A 22,519-nucleotide genomic window follows, 5' to 3' on the forward strand; every position below is an offset into this window, starting at 1 on the left:
AGAAGGATGTGATAATGTAAATCTAGCATATGTGACGAAAAGGGGGAGCGTTGCATGAAAAAGAGTGGATTAACACTGATCCTTTTTTTTCTAATCGCTATCATGTCGTACCCAATGGCAACAATCGCTAAAAACTTTGAAAATGATGTGGTGAAAGTAGATATTTGCATTACCGGGGGTGACAATCATTTTATCTATAAGATTCCAAAGCATTTACATAATAATACGCCGTATTATGAAATGAAGAATAACATTGAATCTTCTTTAGCTAGGCATTGGAAGGTCGGAAATGCTCATTATGAAGCCCAACAGTCAGATGTTATATATACTTTTTTTATTAATGATTTAATTCATGAACAACAAGATGGGCAGATGAAAGTAGCAATTCCATATAATATTTTAGTAGGAATGTTTGATAAAAATGAGCCCATTCAATTACGGATTTTGGCTAGCAAATTAACCAACTGGAAAGTCAATGCAAAGGATTGGGCAACTCTCGGCTTTGAGGAACCACTCAATTATTTTAGTGATCAGGAATATGTTTTTGAGGGAGCGGTCAACGAACTATTACAGCAACGGGTAGGACATTTTAATGGTACAGTTATGAAAGGTCAAATGGTGCTGAAAAGTGTAATTTATTTTAACTTTATGATCGCACAGCTTATTGCCTGTATAATTTTATCAAGGCGTTTTAAAAAGAGAATTATTGAAGATCCAGAAACGATGCATCAGTTCCGAAAACTTAACTATATGTATCAAATCATTCCGTTAATGATTATTGTTATGCAAATTGTTTTTTTAGTTATGTCAGGGTTACTGACTGCGTTTAGTCTCTATTTTAACCCAGGCATTGACATATTACTTATTGTTGGCCCCATTATAGTTAATATTATTTTGTTGCCAATGTTTTTCGTCACGACTGAAAGCGAAATTTCAAAGGAGCTAGAATACAATTCCTTTGGCACAGGCATGTAAATATGGAATGATTGTTTTTTATTTTTTGACGACCAAATGTAGTTATTAGATGTTATAATGGTCAACAGCATACTTGAAGGAGCTGTTGAATGACATGACGCATCCAGAAATCGCGTACTTAAACTTACTACAACATATATTAGATAATGGAGTTAAAAGAGAAGATCGTACAGGAACAGGTACATATAGTGTATTTGGCTATCAAATGCGATTTGATTTGAGCAAAGGTTTTCCTCTTTTAACGACCAAACGTGTACCATTCAAGCTTGTAGCAAGTGAGCTACTTTGGTTTATTAAAGGGGATACAAATATTCGTTATCTACTGCAAAACAACAATCATATTTGGGATGAATGGGCTTTTAAAAAATGGGTTGAATCTGATCAGTATACTGGTCCTGATATGACAGATTTTGGTCGCCGTTGCTTAGTGGACGAGTCTTTTAATGCTGTCTATCAAAAAGAGTTAGCATCATTTTGTGAGCGAATTTTAACAGATGATGAATTTGCACGTCAATACGGGGAGCTTGGGAATGTTTACGGTAAGCAGTGGCGTAATTGGACAACATCGACAGGGGAAAATATTGACCAATTACAAGATGTGATCCATCAAATTAAGCACAATCCAGATTCACGACGTATCATCGTCAATGCATGGAATCCTGAAGATGTTATCAATGCTGGCGCAAAGGGCAGTAAAGCTGCATTACCTCCGTGTCATGTAATGTTCCAATTTTATGTCGCAAATGGCAAGTTGAGCTGTCAGCTAATGCAAAGAAGCCTTGATACATTGTTAGGCTGTCCATTTAATATTGCTTCATATGCATTACTGACACATTTAATTGCACATGAATGCGGATTAGAAGTTGGCGAATTTATTCATAGCATTGGGGATGCTCATATATATTCAAATCACGTGGAGCAAGTGAAAGAACAGCTATCACGCGAGCTTAGGGACCTACCAACCTTAAAAATTAATCCGGATAAAACGTCAATTTTTGACATAGAACTCGAAGATCTTTCTATCGAGGGCTATGATCCACATCCAGCAATTAAAGCACCAATTGCCGTGTAAACTAAAACAGCAACCGATTTTGGTTGCTGTTTTTTTTATGTAGGCCGAAGTGATGGATTAAAGAGCTAGAGTGATGGGAAGAAGAGTTAGAGCGATGGATAAAAGGGGCAAAGTGACGGAAGGAAGAGCCAGGGCGATGGATAGAATACAGGGCGATGGATAAAAAGGCCGGAGCGACGGATAGAATTCATAGCGATGGATAAAAGGGCCAAAGCGATGGAAAGAATCAGAGCGACGGATAAAAGAGCCAAAGCGACGGAAAGAATACAGAGTGACGGATAAAAGAGCCAGAGCGACGGATAAAAGGACCAAAGTGACGGATAGAATTCATAGCGATGGATAAAAGGGCCGAAGCGACGAAAAGAAGAATCGAAACGACGGAAAGAAAAGCTAGAGCGACGGATAGAATACAGATCGACGGATAAAAGGGCCAAAGCGACGGAAAGAAGAATCAGAGCGACGGATAAAAAAGCCAGAACGACGGATAGAATACAGAGTGACGGATAAAAGGGCCAAAGCGACGGAAAGAAGAATCGAAACGACGGAAAGAAAAGTTAGAACGACGGATAGAACCGCCAAAAACGTGGATAGAACCGCCAAAGCGACGGATAAAAGGACCAAAGTGACGGATAGAATTCATAGCGATGGATAAAAGGGCCGAAGCGACGGATAGAATCATCAAAAACGTGGATAGAACCGCCAGAAACGTGGATAGAACCGTCAAAAACGTGGATAAAACCGCCAAAACGACGGAAAAACCGCCAAACCGACGGATAGAACCGTCAAAATGCCAGATAGAACCGCCAAAGCAGCCAAAATAGAGATCCATATTTTATAAAGAGCCAAATTTTCTAGCACTTTATATAAAGGATGTTTTAATTTTTGAAATTTCTTCCGATATAAGTTTTAATCTGGAAATTTTAACGAACAGTAGAGGTGAATGATGTGAGGAGATCATTGGTTTTTCTAATAGACGGAAGAGAGCGTGAGCGGCATTTAAGGACGAAATTGCTTACGAATACTCCTCAAATAAAAGTGGAATCTGAGCTACCCCACATCTCTACAAAATTAACACAGGAGCAAATACATATAATGATGCAGGTCATTGAGGAAATTCGCCTTCAACCTTATAAAGAAAGACTATAAATGTAAGCGCCTTCTAAGCTATAATAGCTTAGGAGGTGTTTTATGATGAACGTGATATTTATCGAAGCGTTTTCAGGTACAGAGCTTTTACAAATGGTGTCACATGATGTGGCAGGCATATTAGCAGCGGCACAGGGGGAAAGTGTGACGTTCCCAGTTGGCCATTTTAAGTATGAATTTCATAATTTAGACTTTTATGAGGAAGATGGAGAAATACGACAAGAATTAGTCATTTATTTGAAGAAAGTATAATCATCGTATAGTACTTCTCAAAACGGCAGGGATAAATAGAGCAATTCATTTGCTTATATTTCAATCTGTAACTATAATAGTTACAACAGGTGGTGATACATATGGTGAACAGTCGATTTTCGGTAGCGATCCATATACTTTCGCTCATTGCAACAACATCTGATAAAAGCCAGCTGACATCTGATTATATCGCAGGGAGTGTTAATACAAATCCAGTTGTCGTGCGCCGAATGATCGGGGTATTGAAAAAAGCGGGTTTGCTTTCATCTCAATCAGGTATTGCAGGCTATGACCTATTAGTAGAGCCAAAAGATTTAACGCTATTAGCCATTTACCATGCGATTAATGGGCCACAGCAGCTATTTGCGATTCATGATGAGCCAAATCCAGATTGTACGGTTGGTCGAAAAATCCAATGTACTTTGGAAGATGTTTATACATCTGTCTGGCATGCAATGGAAGAACAGCTTCAAGCACAAACTTTACAGAATGTGTTAGATCAACTTCGTTAAATGACGAAGTCGGTCTTTTGTATCTAACCTGTAACTAAATCGGTTACAACTGAAAAATGGGAGGAATTATGAGTATGAAAATTGCAGTAATTGGCGCAACAGGGAAAGCAGGGCAAAAAATTGTAGAGGAGGCACTACAGCGAGGACATGATGTAACTGCGATTGTCCGTTCAGCTTCGAAAGTAACAACAAATATTCATGTTCTTGAAAAGGATGTTTTTGCATTATCTCAAGAAGATGTGAAAGGCTTTGACGTAGTCGTAAATGCGTTTGGCGCTCCTTTTGGTCAAGAGGAATTACATGCGAAAGCTGGCCGTCATGTAATTGATATTTTCACCGGCATTGATACAAAATTAGTTGTTGTCGGTGGTGCTGGTAGTCTGTTTGTCGATCCAGAGAAAACGATACGCGTAATGGATACACCAGATTTCCCAGAAATGTTTTACGCGACAGCTAAAAACCAAGGTGAAAATTTACATGACTTGCAACAATCCACTATTACTTGGACATTTTTAAGTCCATCTGCTTTCTTTGATCCAGAGGGTCCACGTACAGGTAGCTATACGGCTGGAGAAGATCAATTATTAGTGAACGATGCTGGAGAAAGCTATGTCAGCTATGCAGATTACGCCATTGCGGTATTAGATGAAATTGAAAAACCTAAGCATGTAAACAGCCGATTTACAGTGACTTCTAATAAATAATTAAGAAATCGAGTATAAAGTAAGTGTATTATTAATTATTTCATTATAATAATTTATGTTAAAGACAGAATGACGCATTTATGTTGATTCTGTCTTTTTCCTTTAATACCTATAAATTTTGAGGATGTTATATACTATTTTTAAAAATGGGAAACAAGGGGGAGAATAAACAATGGAGATATGTTTAGTTCGACATGGAGAAACAGATTGGAATAAGGAAGGGAGATTACAAGGGCGTACGAACATTCCTTTAAATCAAGCAGGAGTTGATCAAGCAAATGAATGTGCTAATCATTTGTCGACAACAAATTATGATTTGATTATTACAAGTCCATTACTTCGTGCAAAACAAACAGCTGAAATCATTTCAGAAAAAATGTCAGTACCGATTTTAGAAATGAATCATTTTATTGAGAGAAATTATGGTGATGCAGAAGGATTGACAGTTGTGGAACGTACATCTAAATTTCCTAACAGAAATTACCCTAATCAAGAACCAAGAGATAGCTTAACGAAGCGTGTAATGGAAGCACTACATTTTATTTATCAAAGTGAGAAAGATAAAAGAATTATTTTAGTATCACATGGAGGAGTGATAAATGCTATTTTAGCAGCTATTTCAAATAATGAAATTGGTTCAGGTAAAACAAAGTTAGGAAACGCCTGCTTATCTGAAATTAAATTTGAAAAAGATAAATGGACGATTCAATACTATAATCAAACTAGTCATTTGTCTATGATGAGATAAGTTGTATTAATTAAGCGTTTTGGCACAATTTTCAAGATAGTTGACTAAATTTGGTGCAACTCTCTTGTTATCTTTACTTTAGCTGTTCGAATTAATTGCCGATATTTTTTTGAATTTTCGAGGAAATTCCTTATCTATTCATCAATTCTTCTTTTGAAAGCGATTTTTACTGTATATTAATGTTAATAGTAGCGCTTAGTTTATGAATTTTTCATTTTACAGATAAATGACTGTTTACAACACGGCATTTATTAGCTACTATCAAGTGTGAGTAAAACATCAAAGGAGACGACAATTATGTCCACACAACGTATTGAAAAAGACTTTTTAGGTGAACGTGTATTACCAGGCAATGCTTATTACGGAATTCAAACGCTTCGTGCAACTGAAAATTTCCCAATTACAGGTTACACGATTCACTCTGCTCTTATTAAAGCAATGGGTATTGTAAAAAAAGCAGCTGCATTTGGTAATATGGAGGTACACTTACTTTCAAAAGAAATCGGAGATGCAATTGTCGAAGCTTCACAAGAAGTTATTGATGGCAAGTGGGATGCAGAATTTATCGTAGACCCAATCCAAGGCGGTGCTGGCACATCTATTAATATGAATGCCAACGAAGTCATTGCTAACCGTGCCTTAGAGATTTTAGGTAAGGAAAAAGGGGACTACCATACAATTAGCCCAAACAGCCATGTTAATATGTCACAATCTACAAACGATGCTTTCCCAACAGCTATTCATATTGCTGTGTTGAATTTGATAGATGAATTACTTCTTACAATGGAAAATATGCAAGCGGTGTTCCACCAAAAAGCGGAGCAATTTGCGCATGTTATTAAAATGGGTCGTACGCATTTACAAGATGCTGTGCCGATTCGATTAGGACAAGAATTTGAAGCATACTCTCGTGTTATCAGCCGTGATATTGTTCGCATTCGTCAAACTCGCCCAAATTTATATGATGTGAATATGGGGGCAACTGCTGTTGGTACAGGATTAAATGCATTCCCTGATTATATTCAATCAGTAGATGTTCATCTTGCTGAAATTTCAGGTTTGCCACTTAAAGGCGCTTCCCATCTAGTGGATGCAACACAAAATACAGATGCTTATACAGAAGTATCAGGCGCATTAAAAATCTGTATGATTAACATGTCGAAGATTGCCAATGACCTTCGTTTAATGGCTTCAGGTCCACGTGCTGGCTTAGGGGAAATCATTTTACCAGCTCGTCAACCTGGTTCGTCTATTATGCCAGGGAAAGTAAATCCTGTTATGCCAGAGGTTCTTAACCAAGTTGCTTTCCAAGTAATTGGTAATGATCATACAATTTCATTAGCATCTGAAGCAGGACAATTAGAGTTAAACGTAATGGAGCCTGTACTTGTTTTCAACTTAATTCAATCGATTAGTATTATGAATAATGTTTTCCGAGCATTTACGCAAAATTGCTTAAAGGATATTGAAGCAAACGAAGATCGCATGAAAGAATATGTGGAAAAAAGCGTTGGCGTACTAACAGCAGTAAACCCACATATTGGTTATGAAGTAGCTGCACGACTTGCGCGTGAAGCAATCCTAACTGGTCGTTCTATTCGTGAGCTTTGCCTTGAACAGGGTGTATTAACAAAAGAGCAATTAGATTTAATTCTAGATCCATATGAGATGACACATCCAGGTATTGCAGGATCAAGTATTATGAAATTAAAATAATGTTTATAAAAGCACTTTGTGAGAGCAAAGTGCTTTTTATATGTCTTTCACCTTACAAAAGTTGGACTTTTTTTCTGTTAATTTTAGGATAATTCGACTATAATAAGTACGTTGGAATAATATTATAGTTGGAGGAGATTAGTATGAGTTTACGAAAAAGAAGTGTCATTGGCTTTACTATTTTAAATGTTCTAATGATTGTTATTTTAGTTATAGATCTAACAAATATTAGATCATTAGAATGGCTATCTACTGTTTTAACGATGCTAGGGATTACTATAACAATATCCTATATATTCTATGTAAAATATAAAATTATTAAGCCGATTAATGAATTAGCAGCATCTGCTCAAGCGATAGCTGAGGGGAATTTACATACTGCTCCTATTGAAGTGAATTCCAATGATGAAATTTCAAAGTTAGCTAAAGCGTTTCTAGAGATGGATGAACAAATACATACGATGACTCAAAAAATTGCGAGTAGTTCTACAGACCTATCATCGAGCATCGAGGAGCTATCAGCAAGTACAAATGAAATTACGATTGCCATTGATGAGGTTGACTCACAAGTAGGGAAAACGACAGAAGGTCTTAAGCAAGCTGCACAGTCTGCTAACGAAAGTGCCATTTCTATGCAGGAAACAGCTGACGGCATTGAACGCATTACCGTGGCAACGCAAGACGTATTTGATCATGCAAAAGAAGCAAATGAAATTGCGGGTAACGGAGCGGAAATTTTACACGTAGCTAAAAATCAAATGGAATTTATTTCAACTTCTACTGAAAAAACAAGCGAATTGATGCAACAATTATCTAGCAAAATGACGGATATTAAATCCATGACAGACATGATTACCGCTATTACAGATCAAACGAATTTGCTTGCATTGAATGCAGCGATTGAAGCAGCTCGTGCTGGAGAACATGGTAAAGGCTTTGCAGTGGTAGCGGAGGAAGTTCGGAAATTGGCAGAGCAATCCAAGCATTCGGCTACCCAAATTGTCGAGCTAGTAGTGGGCATTGAAAGCGATACAAAACAAGTAGCAACTTCTGTCGAAGAGGATTTGAAAAACGTTCAACAGGGTGTCTACGTCATTGATGAGGCTACAAAATCATTTGGTACGATCTCTCAGCATGTTAGCAAAATGACAAACCAGCTAGAGGATATTTCTGCCACAGCTGAAGAGCTTTCAGGTAGCGCGAATGAAGTGACAAAATTAGTATCAACGATCGCCAATGGAATGGAAAGTTTGTCTAACTATACAGAAGTCGTTCTGCAATCAGTAGATGAGCAAAGTGCCTCCATGCAAGCGGTCAATACGGTGGTATCAAATGACTTATGTGAACAAGCTGAAAATTTACAAAAACTTACACAGCGATTTAATGGACAATAATGTGTGATGAATGAAATATAAAAAAGGCTATTTTGCAGGGATAGATTATCTGCAAAATAGCCTTAATTGTAATTAAAAATGAGGATTGACAATTTTCTAGAGCAAAAGAGATATTGTCAATCCTTATTTATGTTTAGTTTATTAAAGTTCTTTATACATTATAATATGAAGACCAATAGGAGGATAATCAAAAACTTCACCATATGCTTTAAAACCCAATTTTTTATAATATTCCACTGCTGAGACTCTAGCTTTACACCATATTAAATCAGAATTATGTTCCTTTATAATATTTTCAGCAAATTTTACAATTGAGCTTCCAGCACTTAAATTTCGAAACTCTTCGAGAGTTGCCATTTGTCTTAAGCGATATTGTTTTTTTAGAGAAAAATTTGGATTCTTGTCAATAACAAAGGTTGCAACACTTATTAGTCTTGCTTGATAAAATGCCCCAACATGAAATGCATTTTCTGTATGATCTGTATCATACATTGAATCCTCAACTGGTTGTAATGGTCGTAGAACAGCCTGCCTAATATTGTAAGTCAATTCTGGTTCAATTTTTCTAATATCCAGCATATTCTCCCTCCAATATAACTAAATCATTTCTATATATATTACCATTTAAAATATTTTTCATATAAATATCACACGTGTTGATTAACCAAAATTATACAGTAGTTGAATGATTTATGTTCCAATGAAACACCAGGATTTCTTTCACCCTGATTCGCCATTCTATTGGCAGGGCAGCACAAAGAAACATCCGTGTAAAACCTACGAATGATAAGGGTTTGATATTATTTTTCTTATTCCCTTGTGTATGAAGAAATTTCAAACAAACATAGGCAATAAGGGCTACGAATAGCTGATTGAATACAGCATTTTTTGTTGTTCCGAATAGAACAGGTACGTTCAAGTTTTGTTTAATCCAACGGAAAAAATTTTCAATCGCCCAACGTGACTTATACATGTTGGCAATTTCTTCAGCGGTGATATCCATTAAACTTGTCACGACACGTATTTCTTTATCTTCATGATCTATGAATTGAACGACACGATGGCGTTTTTTCGTTTGTTTTTGTGGCGTCCCAAGCGTACAAGTAAAATCAGCTGTCACATTGGAATCGTTGGTACGACTACCTTGGAGCGATTTTTTGCGATTTAATTGCACATTGTCTTTTAAACGTAACACAAAATGTTGATATTCTTTCAGGTAGCGATCGACTTTATCAATAGAAAAGTAGGCACGGTCACAAACGAGGATAAACCTTTTATCTTCAAGGAATTCGCCAATGGGACCATCATGTTTTAAACCGGTTGTTTCTACGACTTTTAAGGGCATCGCAGTTTCATTAGTAAAACTAACATGTAATTTGATTCCTGAACGTTCGCCGTGATAGACAGCCCAAGGTAATCTTGTTTTGCCTACTGTAATGGTAGTTGAATCAACGGCTAATAATCTTTTCGGCAATTTCAATTTACGACGAGCTGCACGGTTGAGCTTCCCGACAATCACTTCAAAAATTCGTTTGATGATGCCATAATCAAGTGCCTTTAAATGTTTAGAAAGCGATGAATGATTCACCGAAACAAGACCGTTACTTGGACCCACATCCGCTGCGTGGCGTAAACTTTTCCACTCGTTCGTGGCAGCACCAATTAAATACGAAATGAGCGTGGGAACTGTACATTTTCGTGCTGTTTCTACATAACCGAATTCGCTTAAGATTGATTGCCATTCTTCCTCTGAAAGAAAGGTTTGAATGAGTGTAAAAATCGTGTTATTCTTGTTCAAGAGAGATTCCTCATTTCGTAATTGTTTGTGTAGTAACTAACATTTTACATGAGAATCTCTCTTTTTGTATAATTTTTATTGGAAGAAATTAGATAATCAACACGCGTGTATAAATATATTTCTATAAACAAAAAAATAATCCTTCTTCATTTAGTGTTAAATTAACCTGAATTATTCATAGTCATATAAGTTTTGTGGATTTTCATGAGTTTTTTATAGATGTCTCGTTTTTGGTGAATGCAATACGTGTATTCATCTTTTTACTGTAGATGATTGTCAATGATTTGAGAGAAGCCGATTTTTTCGTCAAATTCATGAAAGACAAGATGAGCGGTATCCGAAGAAAACGCACCTCCATCATTAGATAATTTGATAGAACGATTAAAATGTAAGGGAATTTGCGATCATAAGAATCCTTTCTTTGATGTTTGTTTAGTCGCAATAACCTTAACAGAAATGGATTCTTTTTTCATCTTTTAAGTGAAATGGAGAATCCCAGTGAAAAGCCAACAAGTCAGCTTCTCACTGGGATTTTGTGTTGGTTGGTGAATAATCTAGGTTGAATCAAAAAGGCTTTAAGGAGGGGGTGTAAATATTAACATTTATCGTATTATTTAGTCCTTTATATGCAATATTTATTTGGCAATTCAAAGGACTTGTGCACATGAGTTAAATCATACGCACAAGTCCTATTTTGATGGATATGTTGTTCATTCCTGTTTCGGGAGTTGAAAGATACAAAATTGCACCTTTTATTGCACTTGTTGAATCGCTTCATCAGATTTTTTTATCAAATCACCTATTTTTGCAAATATATAAACGAATCCATAGGTAATAGTGAAGTAGATGAATTTATTAGCAATATCACTAAATTGTACAAGTGAAAAATTAGATACCATTAAATCCATATAAAAGAGAAACAAGGTAAATTGAATAATTTGAATCAAAAAATAGATTCCCTTATTTTTCATACCTATATGGAGGGCAAATGATTCTAATACAATGCTTATTGGTATTAAAAGAATAAAACCAATGATGATTCCAATTGATAAAAAAATCGAGCTATATATGCTTGTGAATTTAAAATCTAGAACAAGACTAGCTACATATTGAACGCCCATTAGTAAACTAATAATAATGGCTAACACAGCAACCAAAAAAACAGGAATTAAAAAATAGTCTCTTGTTTTCATAATTTTTAGTCAAACCTTTCTTAGCATTATTTCACGATTGAATTGAAATACTGAAAACTGCGTACGTTTACTTACTTCTCGTAGCAATTAACATTCTAAGTTTGCGTAAGCCTAAACCAAGGAAGTTCCTATGCAAAAAACATATAAATCAATACACCTTTAAGGTTCATAATTACTCCTCGTTATTCCCTTTACTTAACACACTGTAAATTATATCCACAAAGGAATCATAACATAGCAGAGCATTAGTTGGTAGTTTAATGGTAAATTCGCATCTGCAATTGTTGCAAGTGACAGTAGCACCTGTGCGCGTTTAGAATGAAGTAGGGGATTCATTTACACAAGGTTTTCTAATTATTTGCTACAGGAGCGGTTAATATAAAAATAGGACTTGTGTGTAATTTTATGCACAAGCCCTATGGTTGTTGTGTGATGGATTATTGTTGAAAGGTAGTTTCATTATTGGTGCCATTCATATTTATATAACTGATGTAATTCGGATTTATATAATAAAATAATGAAATCATTTCCATTATGGTGTTCACCATAGTAATAATAGTCCCCAACTTCTGCTTCAACATCATATTGATTAAAAATATCAACAATTTCTTTAGAATTTTGACGAATATCAATTGTTTTTTTTATGAATTGCGCTATTTTATTATTTGCATCAGATATTTCATTGGAAGTAAGTTTTACTAAGCCTGTATTACTAAAATCAATCGGTTTTGAATAATCGAATAATGCAAACCATTCCCCATCACCTTGAAAACTAGCGTCTGTTGTTAGTAAATTTTTTTTCTCATCTGCTTTAGGTAAATAAATGTCCCAATTACTTTCGAGTACTTCATATTCATTTGGGAGTAGGCTATTAATTAGTAAAGTACACCCTGAAAACAATAATCCAATTGCTACAAAAAACGTAATTAACCATTTTTTCACAAAATCACCTCGATTTAAAGACGAATGCCTTTTTACATGGTTGCATGCTGTAACTAATGGTAGGCCAATTCCTTTCCTGGTGGCTTATGGAGCTGAATACGAGCGCAAGAAAATGCTACAACTACTTGCGGTTGCCAAAGCACAGGGGAAACATTTAGGCAGATCGTAATTAAACCTTAACTCGTTGACAAAGCAACAACGAGAAGACTTAAAGCTAACTATCATTGCCTGGAAATCGAAAGAATTGTCAGGAGTGTATAATTAATGGGGATCTTAGGACTGAAAAAGAGTTTTTGCTACAAGATTATCAAAGAATGCAAGGAAACAATTCAAAGAGAAACGATTGATTCATGGGGCTTTGCTGTATGTTTACTAAGAATCATTCACACAAGCTATCTAATTTCATTGCTAGAGCCATTTATGAAGCTATGGGAGCTTTTATGAATGCATAACGAAAAGGCTCTGTGTGTAATTTTACGCGCAAGCCTCTTAATTGCTATGTGAAGCGGGGTAAGGAGTGATTGATTATAGCCCCATATCTAATTAGTTGAAATATAACCAACCTTTTCTAGTAATTTCAATGTCGTATAATTTAAATTTGGGAGTTTGTCCAAAGGGAAATATTCTAAATTTTTACTTTCCTCATTTTGTGTAATAATGCCTTTTACAGCAGTTGCTTTAAAAATTGCAGTAGCATTATAAATTTCATCCCCATGTGGAAATTTATAATATAACTCTCTCCCTGAAGCTAAGCCAAGCAATTTCAATTCTTGGGCAATTAAGCCTGTTTCCTCATACAACTCTTTTTGAGCAGTTTCTTCAAAACTATCTCCAATTTCCATTCCACCACCCGGAAGCCCCCAATCATTTGTATCTGAACGTAATTGCAAAAGTATTTCATTCTTTTCGTTTAAAACAATGATTGCGGAACCTGGTGCAATAATAGGACTTGTTCCAACATATTGTCGTAAAGATTTTATATAATTCATGTTTCCTCCAATTGTTCTTTTCTTAACTAAATGAAAAATTCTATCTGTAAAGAATCATAACATAGCGGAATTTTGTTTGGTAGATAAATGGTAAATGTGTGAAGAAGATTAATTTTTACAGCTTGGCGAGACGATAAGATCTAAATAGTTTCAACTTTGAGATAGCTTACATGAGTAACTATTGCGATCTCCTAGAGCCTCTTACAAAGCCTGTGAGGATTGAGAATGATTTAGAAGAAGGTAGTCTATGATTGCTAAGTGTGGAACTAAGGGAGCGTATTGTGTGAAAGTGTTAGTGCATAACAAAAGGACTTTCATATATGAGATTCAATCATACATACAAGTTCTATACTTATTGAAATAAAGCTCCCCGTTTGTAAAAAACTTTTAAAATTATGACTTTCAAAGTCACTGGAATAATCCAATTACCCACACAATTAGGTAAATTGGAATTGCAACTATTAACATACCAGCAATTAAGTACCCCAGGCATTTTAATACAACCTTTATAACATCGTATACTGCACCGGCCAAGTCTTCAATAAACTTTGCGATATGAATCCACCTCTTTACTATCTCTTTTTAAGTGACTACTTTAAAGATATTTTCGTACGTTATAAATAGCATGAAGCCTATAAAACAACTGAGAAGATTTAGGATAAAGTCATGTAACATTGATATGTATATAATAAAAATTCATTTCCAATAAATTTTAAACATCCTTGAAAATTCCTGTCCTTCACTTATTTTACTGAAAATGTTTCGTTAAAAATTGTAACATAGCAGAATAATTGATGATAGAGGAAAAGTAGATGTGTAGATTTAAAGAAGCGCTTAGAGGGAGCTTAGAGACTGTGATCATTGATAGGGGAGTAGAGGAATCACTGACACAGGATGTACCCACGCGTACCAGGAGAATATCCGCGAAATCAGGGCGAATACCCGCGAAGCCAAAGCAAATACCCGCGCGTACTAGGGAAATACCCGCGGAACCAGAGCGAATACCCGCGGAACCAGAGCGAATACCCGCGCGTACCAGAGAAATACCCGCGAAATCAGAGCGAATACCCGCGCGTACCAGGGAAATACCCGCGGAACCAAAGCAAATAACCACACGCTAACATAAAATCCTCGCTAAAAAACAGGACAATGATCTAACAATCACGTCCTGTTTTTTTAATGTGAATTATTTAATGCAATGCATCGCTGCCTCAGCTTCTTCCCATGGAACTGAGTAGCCCTTGCCTTTTGCACAAAAAATACTGGAGGATGTATATTCAGGATCAGCATTTTTATCGTAGCCGATTTGCGTGATAACCTCTTCCGTATTATGGCACGCATCATAACCATCAAATTGCAGGGAGAGTACGCCCTTTCCGTTGGTGTAGGCGGCAAAGGTTGTGCTGTAGCTCATAAATGTTGCAACAGGGGCACGGCCAGTTAAAATCGCATCATTTTCGGTTAGGATTGGTGCGTCAAATGTACCTGACGCTTGCTGAATATCGGTCATCATGCGGCCGATAAAATCACTAGGAGCTTTGAGCTTAAAGCGGTAATAAGGCTCTAGTAATATATTTTCTGCTTGCTCAAGACCTTGCCGTAAAGCACGGAATGTTGCCTCGCGGAAATCGCCACCTTCAGTATGTTTAATATGTGCACGTCCTGTTAAAAGCGTGAAGCGAATATCTGTCACGGGAAAACCTGTTAACAGCCCATGATGATCGCGCTCGAATAAATGCTTTTCAATGAGTCGTTGGTGCCCAACCGATAAATCGTCCGCATGGCATGCATTGACAAATGTATTGCCAGTACCACGTGTATTTGGTTCCATCAATAAATGTACTTCTGCATAATGCTTTAATGGTTCAAAATGACCGTAGCCTGTCACAGTTGTTGAGATTGATTCCATATATAAAATCTGTGGTTCGCCAAATGAAACGTTTAGTGAGAAACGGTTGTTGAGTACTTCGACAAGAACCTCGAGCTGGATGACACCCATAATATGTACATGAATTTCTTGAAATTTTTCATGCCATAGTACACGTAATGATGGTTCCTCTGCTTCAAGCATGCGAAAAATTTTTAAAACTTCTTTAATATGCTGATCGCCTTCATATTGTACTTTTGCCTGCAACGTTGGTACTAACTCGTAGGGCTGCGGGTTGCTTGAACGACCAATGATATCGCCGATGTTTGCTTGACTAATCCCTTTGACTGCGAAAATATCCCCGGCTTTAACCTCCTGCACAGTTTCATAACGGCTGCCATTATATAGTCGAATCTCCGTCACTTTTTCTGTCATATCTCCAAACGAAAATTCATCCCGCACGTGCAACGTTCCTTGTAATGCCTTTAAAAATGTTAAGCGTTGATGTCCATCATGACGAATTTTAAAGACTTCACCTTGAAACGCTTCATTATCGTTAAAATGTGTCTCTGTAAGTAGGGGGAGTTGTGCTAGTAATTCCTGTATCCCAGTATCTTTTAAAGCAGAGCCAGTAAAACATAAAAAGGCCTTTTCTTGTTTAATCATCGCCTGCAGATGAGTAAGGGAGCTAAAGCTATCCAAAGTTTCATTAAGAAAAGCATCGAGAAGCTGTTCATCACGTTCAGCAAGCCACTCCATAATATGATTGGAAACATAATCAGAATGGAGCGGTTCGTCCATTAATAAAACATCCTCAGAGCAATCCTTTTGAAGCTGTGTCATAACGGCTTCTACATTTGCACCTTCACGATCCATTTTGTTGATAAAGAAGAAGGTTGGGACGTGATATTGGCGTAAAAGTTGCCACACTGTTTCGGTATGGCCTTGCACTCCTTCGACGGCACTTATAACAATGATGGCATAATCCATAACACGAATAGCACGTTCCATTTCTGGTGAAAAATCGACGTGCCCAGGTGTATCAATTAACGTATATGTATCATTTCCAATCGTCATACGACCTTGCTCTGCAAAAATTGTAATACCTCGCTGACGCTCTAGCTCATGATTATCTAGAAATGTATCCTGGTGATCCACTCGTCCGCGGGCTTGAATACTTTTTGTATGAAATAGTAACTGCTCAGAAAATGTAGTTTTTCCTGCATCAACGTGAGCGAGTACACCAATTGTTACATGCATAAAAAAATCCCCGTTTCTATTTTTCATCTTTCACCATTGTAACAGAATTACTAGAAAAAGATTTCGTGTAAAATAGTTAGTATTTATGTCGAAATAGTGCTAATATATTCATGATTATGATTTTATGGATTTTTTGTGAGATTGCGACCAAAAATTTCTTTTGCTAGTTTATCAATATCATTGACAACAAAAAATATAACGACTTATTGGTGCAAATGACTTTTATTATTTGCTTAAAAGGGAAATCGGTGCGAATCCGATGCTGTCCCGCAACTGTAAATGGGGAGTCTATACGAGATACCACTGTAGCCATGCTATGGGAAGGTGTATAGATGATGAACCTAAGCCAGGATACCTGCCAATGTGTATTTTTTACTTAAACCACGAGGATGGGGATAGTGAATAGGTTGAAGAACCTTTCTTTCACTATGCTAACCTCTTGGAAACAAGGGGATTTTTTTATGCCCTTTTTAACTTAAATCAGCGAGTGTCATTCAGGTAGCAAAGGAGTCAAAAGATTTCTTTCTATATAGTTAACAGCAAAGGAGAAGAGGACATGAAGAAATGGAAAAGCTTGTGGCTTGTCATTGCGATATCGTTAATCGCTATACTTGGCGCGTGTAATGCAAAGGACAAACCAGAATCAGCAGCACAAGGTGAGAAGGTAGAGCCTTCGCAAGCTGAAACGACAGAAATTACGATTGAAAATAATGGAACAACACAAATATATAAGGAAGCACCAAAAAAAGCGATTAGCTTAAATCAGCATGTCACAGAAATAATGTTAGCGTTAGGCTTGGAAGATTCAATGGTAGGGACGGCATACTTAGATGACAAAATTTATGAGCCCCTACAAGCTGCATACGATAATGTGCCGGTGTTAGCTAAACAGTATCCTTCAAAGGAACAGGTTATTGATGCAGAAGCAGACTTTATATACGGAGGTTGGAAAAGCGCCTTTGGGGAGAAAGGTGTTGGTACACAGGAAGAGCTAGAGGCATTGGGGATTCACACTTATTTACATACAGCCTCAAATATGACGAAACCAACTTTAAAAGATATTTTCACAGATATTCGAAATATCGCAAAAATTTTTCGCGTTGAGGATCGTGGAGAAGCTTTAATTGAACAAATGACGAAGGATGTAGACGCTGTTCGTGCAAAATTACCACAAGATAAGAAAGACCTACGCGTTTTAGTTTATGACAGTGGTGATAAAGATGTCTTAACCACTGGACAAAACTTTATGAATGAGCTTGTGACGATTGCTGGCGGTAAAAATATTTTTGGTGATGTGGAATCAGGATGGACTACGGTATCAAAAGAAGATGCAGTAGAGCGTAATCCAGAAGTCGTTGTTGTCGTTGATTACGGAGAAAAAACGGCGGAAGAAAAAATAAAATTCTTAAAACATGATCCAGCGTTGAAAGAAATGGAAGCAGTTAAAAATGAACGTTTTGTCATCTTACCACTTTCTGCTGCGTCAGAAGGGGTTCGTGCTGCAGAAGCTATTCAAATATTAGCTAAGGGCTTCTATCCTGAGAGCTTTGAAAACTAGAAAAAAATTTGGGGTTAGCAAAACGCTAGCCCCTTTTTTATAAGGAGCGTTAAACAATGAATGCATTCCATACGAATATACCGGACAAAACCTTTGAAAAGTTAAATAACAATGGCGATTTTACTCGTCTTGCAGTAAGCCCCGGTATTATAAATAAGCATTATACTCCTGCACAATTCCAAACAATTGCAAAGGTTGTAGGGAAGACTGGTGCTATCAAATACTCTGCCTCGTATAGCATATTACTATCAATTCCAACAGAAGATGTAGAAGATACGATTGAGGAACTAGAAGACGCTGGCCTGTATGTGGCAAAGCAAGGACCGATTGTGGCGATGAAGGCCTGTGATTTTTGCGATGGAGATAAGATGGAGGCGGCACCGATTACTGAACAGCTATATCATTCATTAGAAGGAATATCTGTACCTACAAGATTACGTATAAACGTAAATGGCTGTGCCTCGGCCTGCTACAATGCGGTGTACGATGATATTGGGCTTGTCTATCAAAAGGATAGCTTTGATGTCTATTTAGGGGCAGTACCAATGGGTGTAAATGCACAAGCGGGTACTCTGTTTGCGAAAAGGGTAGGAGTTGAGCATATTGAAGTTTTTTTAAAGCGGATCATTAGCCTCTATAAGGAACATGCTCGCCCAAATGAACCCTTTTATAAATTTTATCGCAGAACAAATTCGGCTGATTATTGGGAAATGTAAAAAAGGTGATGAGAAAATACTCTGCTTTTGAACATCCTTTCGTATGACAATCACCAAAAATTGTAGATGACATTTGTTAAGAATGTATGCCTGTATATAGGTTGACTTCCGTTACGACTGAAGGCACGCAGGAAAGCGCTTAGGGGGAACGGAATTCAACCACACGTTAAGGTGATGAGCCCTTCGTTTTACAATGGAATATTACGTAAATTAATTTACATTATTAAGTAATTATGTTTGAATTTAAGAGAATAATAAAGAGCGAGGGGGGGAAAATAATGAAAAAATTTTTTACTGTGTTACTAGCAGCTTTAATATTAGCAGTAATTAATCCAACAATATCAAATGCGAAAGTGATATATGATGGAGCAGAAGTTGTAAAAGGACAAACAGGAAAAATGACCTTTAAAAAAGACATCAAGGTATACAAGAGAAATCCAAATGGTACGTTTGATTCGTTAGTGGTTAAGCGAAATAACTTCTTTAAAACGTATGACATTGAAAAATATGATGGCAAAACATTCTACCAGATGGGGCAATATCGGGTACAAGCAACTGATTTAGTAGTATTTAAAGAAGTACCGATAAAAATTCGTGCATCATTCTATAACGATCCAACTTATATTAATATTAATCGTGACCATATTAGTGATTTTAAACGTTATGGAAACTATTATCATAAAGATGATGAGGTCAGTAAAGAAGCGGTCAAAATTTCTTTCTTAAATGACGGACAAGTATTTTCTTATTGTTCTGCTGATTTAGAAGTAGGAGAAAGTTGTGTAGAATATCAAGGTACAGATATTAAAATAGCTGAAACGATAAAAAGAAAAGAAGGCGTGCGTTATGAGCTAACAGAGGATACACGAGCGCAACTTAGTCCAGTAAAAGGATACGTTGTTGATTGGGATAACAGAATGTATTTAAAGGGAACTGTTTTTTCTTCGCTAGGTACTGAAATTAATGGTTATCTATATGTAAAGAATGAATCGGATTCGAAAGTTAGCTGGTTTCCAGTAGAAATATTAAAGCAAGTAGGAGATAAGTGATAGAAAAGGAATTGTATACAACTATATTAAATGAACGATCTATTTAAAGAGGCTAGGATATTAGTATATTTTAAAAGCAAGTTTAAAGATTTCACATCAGGCGTGTTAATTAGGAAAAAATTGGTTTATTATTAATCGATGAAAGGGTTTTTCTTGTTACTATTTAGTGTCGAGCCCCAAAACAGAATCGCTAAAGCTACTTTCGTTCGTTTTATAGGAATACTTTGAAGATTTATCGAAACAAAATCGCTCTTTATCGAAACTTTTTAAGCTTTTATCGAAACAAAATCTCATTTTATCGAAACTATTTGGGCTTTTATCGAAACTACGCTCTTTCTATCAAAGAAATCAACCACATGTTATGATGAAGAGCTTGTAGCGTAGGGCTACTCGACGCTTGCTCGCAGGAAGCCTTGCTCTGTGCGAAAGCGAAGCGTCAGCGACAAATTGTTTTATCTGTGCGAAAGCGAAGCGACAGCGACAAATTGTTTTATCTGTGCGAAAGCGAAGCGACAGCAACAAAGCGAGTAGCCCGTAGCGGAAATCAGATCCTTCTAATTTAATCAAGGTGGATAAAAATGGTTAATCAACACACCTGATTTTACATCAGAAAAGCGCGAGAAATCAACGTTTCTAAAATTGATTTTTCGCGCTTTTTAATATTTTGATCAGTTATGTCCCAGCCTCTTAATATTTATGTTTAGTTGTTTGTATTTCTAATATTGAGTGTCTGATGAAAAGTCTTTAGTCTCGTTCTACATACTTTCCGTCATTTTGGCTGTCATTATCTTTGTATGATACATACGCTTGAATGACTTTACCATTTTCAACTTTATAAACATAAAGTACTGTTGGTTCGTCATCAAATATCACTTTTATTGCGTATCCAAATGATGTTGTTAATAAATCTTCTTTGTCAAAACTAGTTTCCCAAGATGCATTAGGGTATTTCTTTTCTAAATGATCTTCAACCATTTGAGTATATTTATCATATGTTGCGTTCTGTATATGTGGACGAACAGTTAGGAATACTGCATAGCTGATAAGGATAATAACTATAAAGCTATACAAAATTATTTTTCCTCTTTTTTTAAAAAAGAATGAAATTACGAAAAAGAAATAAATAGATCCAATCACAAAAAATAACTCTATTGCATTTGAAGCCATATATTCATCTCCTAATTAAATCTATTTTAATAAGGTTTTTCTATTTTTATTATAGTCTATGTAATAAAACATCGCCCAAAAAGTTGAGGTTACAATAAAATTGTAGGGGATTAAATATTCTCTTGGCCAAATGTTCAACTAATCCTTTCGCGAGTTTTTGTAAAAGTTTCTTTATCGGAAATCAAGCGTACGGTCAACTGCCTCGTGAAACTTTTTCTCACGTCTTTGCAAATAGAGGACAGTATAGGAGAAAAATCTGCCTACCATTTCATAGCTTATGCTTCATTTTTTATTCTGGATCACCTATTGTTTTCTGATTTTTCAGAATAATAATGATAATTTAACTATATTATGATATGGTGATAGAGAAAACGGTTTACGAAAACGTTTTCTCAAAGCATGATCCTATAGTAATAGTAGGTGAAGATTATGAAAAGATGGACCATTAAAGACATAGCGAAAAAAGCCGGTGTTTCTATTACGACTGTTTCGAGGGTGTTGAATCAAAAAGAAGAGGGAATGTCTCAAAAGACACGTGAAAAGATACTTAAAGTGATGGAGGAAGTAGACTTCCAACCTAACCAATTTGCGCGAGGTTTAGTAACAAAGCAATCGAAAACATTTGGATTGATTGTTCCGAATATTTCTAATCCGTATTTTCCAGAATTATGTCGAGGGGTGGAAGATGAAGCGAATGAAAGAGAATATAGCTTAATCATCTGTAATTCTGATGATCAATCTGATAAAGAAAAGCGATATTTACGACTATTAGAAGAACAACAAGTAGATGGTATCATTTTTTCGGCAAAAGATTATTTGGATCCATCCGATGAGGAGCAGTTGTCACGTGCGAAAATTCCTTTTGTTCTCATTGATAGGGGAAAGAATGAAAAAAAACATTCCTGTGTCTTTTTAGATAATGATAAAGGTGGATATTTAGCAGGAAAACATTTAATAGAGCTAGGACATAGAAAGATAGGATGCATTATAGGGCCAAGGTCCATTTCTTTAACTAATGAACGTTTAGAAGGTTTCAAGAGAGCACTGTCTGAATCAGGTGTTGAACTTTTGCCAGCACATATTATTGAAGGCAATTTTCAGATGGAAATGGCATACGATAAGTCCAAAGACCTTCTTATGAAAAAAGAAGTAACGGCTATATTTGCTTTTAATGATGTAATGGCATTCGGTGTTTACCGTATGGCTCATGAGCTTGGTATTCAAATACCAACGGAATTATCCATTGTAGGCTTTGACGACATTCCGTTTGTATCTGTATTAATACCTAAACTTACTACAATTCGTCAGGATACTTATCAGATGGGGCGAGAGGCTGTAAAGCTTTTAATCCAAAAACTTGAAAATGCCGAAACGAAATCCGTTATGTTTAATCCGACTCTGATAGTACGAGAAAGTAGTACCTCACCAAATCTATTACTATAACTCTAACAATGTAGTTTA

At 36.3% G+C, this 22,519-nt stretch carries 22 protein-coding genes and 1 riboswitch; of the genes, 13 read left to right on the forward strand and 9 right to left on the reverse strand.

Going from position 1 to position 22,519, the window contains the following annotated elements; genetic code table 11:
* Positions 1 to 54 precede the first annotated feature (54 nt).
* Complete coding sequence (locus QUF91_RS12990; RefSeq protein ID WP_285399703.1) at positions 55 to 975, forward strand: hypothetical protein; 921 nt, start codon at positions 55 to 57, stop codon at positions 973 to 975.
* A 94-nt stretch (positions 976 to 1,069) separates the two neighbouring features.
* Positions 1,070 to 2,047 (forward strand): thymidylate synthase, encoded by a 978-nt coding sequence (locus QUF91_RS12995; protein WP_285399702.1) that lies wholly within the window; start codon positions 1,070 to 1,072, stop codon positions 2,045 to 2,047.
* A gap of 86 nt (positions 2,048 to 2,133) precedes the next feature.
* On the opposite strand, the gene QUF91_RS13000 is transcribed toward QUF91_RS12995, so the two are convergent.
* The gene (locus QUF91_RS13000; RefSeq protein ID WP_289418040.1) at positions 2,134 to 2,481 is read right to left on the reverse strand and encodes a hypothetical protein; all 348 of its coding nucleotides are present in this window, start codon (positions 2,479 to 2,481) and stop codon (positions 2,134 to 2,136) included.
* Between the two features lie 17 nt (positions 2,482 to 2,498).
* On the reverse strand, positions 2,499 to 2,876 hold the full coding sequence (locus QUF91_RS13005; protein WP_289418041.1) for a hypothetical protein: 378 nt from the start codon (positions 2,874 to 2,876) through the stop codon (positions 2,499 to 2,501).
* Positions 2,877 to 3,238: 362 nt separating this feature from the next.
* Here QUF91_RS13005 and QUF91_RS13010 point away from each other — a divergent pair, with 362 nt between their 5' ends.
* The 6 genes from QUF91_RS13010 (at position 3,239) to QUF91_RS13035 (ending at position 8,519) form a co-directional block, all read left to right on the forward strand.
* Positions 3,239 to 3,445: a thymidylate synthase gene (locus QUF91_RS13010; RefSeq protein ID WP_285397719.1), complete on the forward strand. Its 207-nt coding sequence runs from the start codon at positions 3,239 to 3,241 to the stop codon at positions 3,443 to 3,445.
* A gap of 101 nt (positions 3,446 to 3,546) precedes the next feature.
* On the forward strand, positions 3,547 to 3,957 hold the full coding sequence (locus tag QUF91_RS13015; RefSeq protein ID WP_285397720.1) for an Rrf2 family transcriptional regulator: 411 nt from the start codon (positions 3,547 to 3,549) through the stop codon (positions 3,955 to 3,957).
* Between the two features lie 74 nt (positions 3,958 to 4,031).
* The gene (locus QUF91_RS13020; protein WP_285397721.1) at positions 4,032 to 4,661 is read left to right on the forward strand and encodes an NAD(P)-dependent oxidoreductase; all 630 of its coding nucleotides are present in this window, start codon (positions 4,032 to 4,034) and stop codon (positions 4,659 to 4,661) included.
* Positions 4,662 to 4,833: 172 nt separating this feature from the next.
* Positions 4,834 to 5,409 carry a histidine phosphatase family protein gene (locus QUF91_RS13025; RefSeq protein WP_289418042.1) on the forward strand — a complete coding sequence of 192 codons (576 nt, stop codon included), beginning with the start codon at positions 4,834 to 4,836 and terminating at the stop codon, positions 5,407 to 5,409.
* A gap of 297 nt (positions 5,410 to 5,706) precedes the next feature.
* On the forward strand, positions 5,707 to 7,125 hold the full coding sequence (gene aspA, locus QUF91_RS13030) for an aspartate ammonia-lyase (RefSeq protein ID WP_285397723.1): 1,419 nt from the start codon (positions 5,707 to 5,709) through the stop codon (positions 7,123 to 7,125).
* A 143-nt stretch (positions 7,126 to 7,268) separates the two neighbouring features.
* Positions 7,269 to 8,519 carry a methyl-accepting chemotaxis protein gene (locus QUF91_RS13035; RefSeq protein WP_289418043.1) on the forward strand — a complete coding sequence of 417 codons (1,251 nt, stop codon included), beginning with the start codon at positions 7,269 to 7,271 and terminating at the stop codon, positions 8,517 to 8,519.
* 141 nt (positions 8,520 to 8,660) lie between these two features.
* Here the strand turns inward: QUF91_RS13035 and QUF91_RS13040 are convergent, their stop codons facing one another.
* From QUF91_RS13040 to QUF91_RS13055, 4 genes are all read right to left on the reverse strand, one after another.
* Positions 8,661 to 9,098 carry a GNAT family N-acetyltransferase gene (locus QUF91_RS13040; RefSeq protein WP_289418044.1) on the reverse strand — a complete coding sequence of 146 codons (438 nt, stop codon included), beginning with the start codon at positions 9,096 to 9,098 and terminating at the stop codon, positions 8,661 to 8,663.
* A 91-nt stretch (positions 9,099 to 9,189) separates the two neighbouring features.
* The gene (locus QUF91_RS13045; protein ID WP_289417678.1) at positions 9,190 to 10,317 is read right to left on the reverse strand and encodes an IS4 family transposase; all 1,128 of its coding nucleotides are present in this window, start codon (positions 10,315 to 10,317) and stop codon (positions 9,190 to 9,192) included.
* A 752-nt stretch (positions 10,318 to 11,069) separates the two neighbouring features.
* Positions 11,070 to 11,510: a hypothetical protein gene (locus QUF91_RS13050; protein ID WP_289418045.1), complete on the reverse strand. Its 441-nt coding sequence runs from the start codon at positions 11,508 to 11,510 to the stop codon at positions 11,070 to 11,072.
* Positions 11,511 to 11,969: 459 nt separating this feature from the next.
* Positions 11,970 to 12,452 carry a hypothetical protein gene (locus QUF91_RS13055; protein ID WP_289418046.1) on the reverse strand — a complete coding sequence of 161 codons (483 nt, stop codon included), beginning with the start codon at positions 12,450 to 12,452 and terminating at the stop codon, positions 11,970 to 11,972.
* Between the two features lie 264 nt (positions 12,453 to 12,716).
* Between QUF91_RS13055 and QUF91_RS13060 the strand changes: the two genes are divergently transcribed.
* Positions 12,717 to 12,896, forward strand: a complete 180-nt coding sequence (locus tag QUF91_RS13060; protein ID WP_285400435.1) for a hypothetical protein — start codon at positions 12,717 to 12,719, stop codon at positions 12,894 to 12,896.
* A 95-nt stretch (positions 12,897 to 12,991) separates the two neighbouring features.
* Here QUF91_RS13060 and QUF91_RS13065 read toward each other — a convergent pair whose 3' ends face one another.
* Entirely contained in the window at positions 12,992 to 13,441 is a 450-nt protein-coding gene (locus QUF91_RS13065) for an NUDIX hydrolase (RefSeq protein ID WP_289418047.1), read from the reverse strand.
* 1,186 nt (positions 13,442 to 14,627) lie between these two features.
* Entirely contained in the window at positions 14,628 to 16,568 is a 1,941-nt protein-coding gene (locus QUF91_RS13070) for an elongation factor G (protein WP_289418048.1), read from the reverse strand.
* Between the two features lie 190 nt (positions 16,569 to 16,758).
* Positions 16,759 to 16,945: riboswitch (cobalamin riboswitch) on the forward strand.
* 179 nt (positions 16,946 to 17,124) lie between these two features.
* Between QUF91_RS13070 and QUF91_RS13075 the strand changes: the two genes are divergently transcribed.
* The 3 genes from QUF91_RS13075 to QUF91_RS13085 all read left to right on the forward strand — a co-directional run bounded on the left by QUF91_RS13075 (position 17,125) and on the right by QUF91_RS13085 (position 19,891).
* Positions 17,125 to 18,126 carry an ABC transporter substrate-binding protein gene (locus tag QUF91_RS13075; RefSeq protein ID WP_289418049.1) on the forward strand — a complete coding sequence of 334 codons (1,002 nt, stop codon included), beginning with the start codon at positions 17,125 to 17,127 and terminating at the stop codon, positions 18,124 to 18,126.
* Positions 18,127 to 18,182: 56 nt separating this feature from the next.
* Positions 18,183 to 18,842, forward strand: a complete 660-nt coding sequence (locus QUF91_RS13080; RefSeq protein WP_289418050.1) for a precorrin-3B methylase — start codon at positions 18,183 to 18,185, stop codon at positions 18,840 to 18,842.
* 278 nt (positions 18,843 to 19,120) lie between these two features.
* Positions 19,121 to 19,891, forward strand: coding sequence for a hypothetical protein (locus QUF91_RS13085; protein WP_289418051.1), 771 nt, complete (start codon positions 19,121 to 19,123; stop codon positions 19,889 to 19,891).
* A 744-nt stretch (positions 19,892 to 20,635) separates the two neighbouring features.
* Here QUF91_RS13085 and QUF91_RS13090 read toward each other — a convergent pair.
* Complete coding sequence (locus tag QUF91_RS13090) at positions 20,636 to 21,058, reverse strand: hypothetical protein (RefSeq protein WP_289418052.1); 423 nt, start codon at positions 21,056 to 21,058, stop codon at positions 20,636 to 20,638.
* A gap of 429 nt (positions 21,059 to 21,487) precedes the next feature.
* Between QUF91_RS13090 and QUF91_RS13095 the strand changes: the two genes are divergently transcribed.
* Positions 21,488 to 22,501 carry a LacI family DNA-binding transcriptional regulator gene (locus QUF91_RS13095; protein ID WP_289418053.1) on the forward strand — a complete coding sequence of 338 codons (1,014 nt, stop codon included), beginning with the start codon at positions 21,488 to 21,490 and terminating at the stop codon, positions 22,499 to 22,501.
* Positions 22,502 to 22,519: the final 18 nt, after the last annotated feature.

The organism is Lysinibacillus sp. G4S2 (assembly GCF_030348505.1).
GTDB lineage: Bacteria > Bacillota > Bacilli > Bacillales_A > Planococcaceae > Lysinibacillus.

What these genes read in the sequence shown, in the direction of transcription:
- QUF91_RS13085 (WP_289418051.1), top strand. Translation starts at nt 19,121, where the DNA reads ATGAAAAAATTTTTTACTGTGTTACTAGCAGCTTTAATATTAGCAGTA.
- QUF91_RS12995 (WP_285399702.1), top strand. Translation starts at nt 1,070, where the DNA reads ATGACGCATCCAGAAATCGCGTACTTAAACTTACTACAACATATATTA.
- QUF91_RS13040 (WP_289418044.1), bottom strand. Translation starts at nt 9,098, where the DNA reads ATGCTGGATATTAGAAAAATTGAACCAGAATTGACTTACAATATTAGG.
- QUF91_RS13075 (WP_289418049.1), top strand. Translation starts at nt 17,125, where the DNA reads ATGAAGAAATGGAAAAGCTTGTGGCTTGTCATTGCGATATCGTTAATC.
- QUF91_RS13095 (WP_289418053.1), top strand. Translation starts at nt 21,488, where the DNA reads ATGAAAAGATGGACCATTAAAGACATAGCGAAAAAAGCCGGTGTTTCT.
- QUF91_RS13080 (WP_289418050.1), top strand. Translation starts at nt 18,183, where the DNA reads ATGAATGCATTCCATACGAATATACCGGACAAAACCTTTGAAAAGTTA.
- QUF91_RS13070 (WP_289418048.1), bottom strand. Translation starts at nt 16,568, where the DNA reads ATGCATGTAACAATTGGTGTACTCGCTCACGTTGATGCAGGAAAAACT.
- QUF91_RS13060 (WP_285400435.1), top strand. Translation starts at nt 12,717, where the DNA reads ATGGGGATCTTAGGACTGAAAAAGAGTTTTTGCTACAAGATTATCAAA.
- QUF91_RS13015 (WP_285397720.1), top strand. Translation starts at nt 3,547, where the DNA reads ATGGTGAACAGTCGATTTTCGGTAGCGATCCATATACTTTCGCTCATT.
- QUF91_RS13025 (WP_289418042.1), top strand. Translation starts at nt 4,834, where the DNA reads ATGGAGATATGTTTAGTTCGACATGGAGAAACAGATTGGAATAAGGAA.
- QUF91_RS13020 (WP_285397721.1), top strand. Translation starts at nt 4,032, where the DNA reads ATGAAAATTGCAGTAATTGGCGCAACAGGGAAAGCAGGGCAAAAAATT.
- aspA (WP_285397723.1), top strand. Translation starts at nt 5,707, where the DNA reads ATGTCCACACAACGTATTGAAAAAGACTTTTTAGGTGAACGTGTATTA.
- QUF91_RS13010 (WP_285397719.1), top strand. Translation starts at nt 3,239, where the DNA reads ATGAACGTGATATTTATCGAAGCGTTTTCAGGTACAGAGCTTTTACAA.
- QUF91_RS13005 (WP_289418041.1), bottom strand. Translation starts at nt 2,876, where the DNA reads ATGGATCTCTATTTTGGCTGCTTTGGCGGTTCTATCTGGCATTTTGAC.
- QUF91_RS12990 (WP_285399703.1), top strand. Translation starts at nt 55, where the DNA reads ATGAAAAAGAGTGGATTAACACTGATCCTTTTTTTTCTAATCGCTATC.
- QUF91_RS13065 (WP_289418047.1), bottom strand. Translation starts at nt 13,441, where the DNA reads ATGAATTATATAAAATCTTTACGACAATATGTTGGAACAAGTCCTATT.
- QUF91_RS13050 (WP_289418045.1), bottom strand. Translation starts at nt 11,510, where the DNA reads ATGAAAACAAGAGACTATTTTTTAATTCCTGTTTTTTTGGTTGCTGTG.
- QUF91_RS13035 (WP_289418043.1), top strand. Translation starts at nt 7,269, where the DNA reads ATGAGTTTACGAAAAAGAAGTGTCATTGGCTTTACTATTTTAAATGTT.
- QUF91_RS13090 (WP_289418052.1), bottom strand. Translation starts at nt 21,058, where the DNA reads ATGGCTTCAAATGCAATAGAGTTATTTTTTGTGATTGGATCTATTTAT.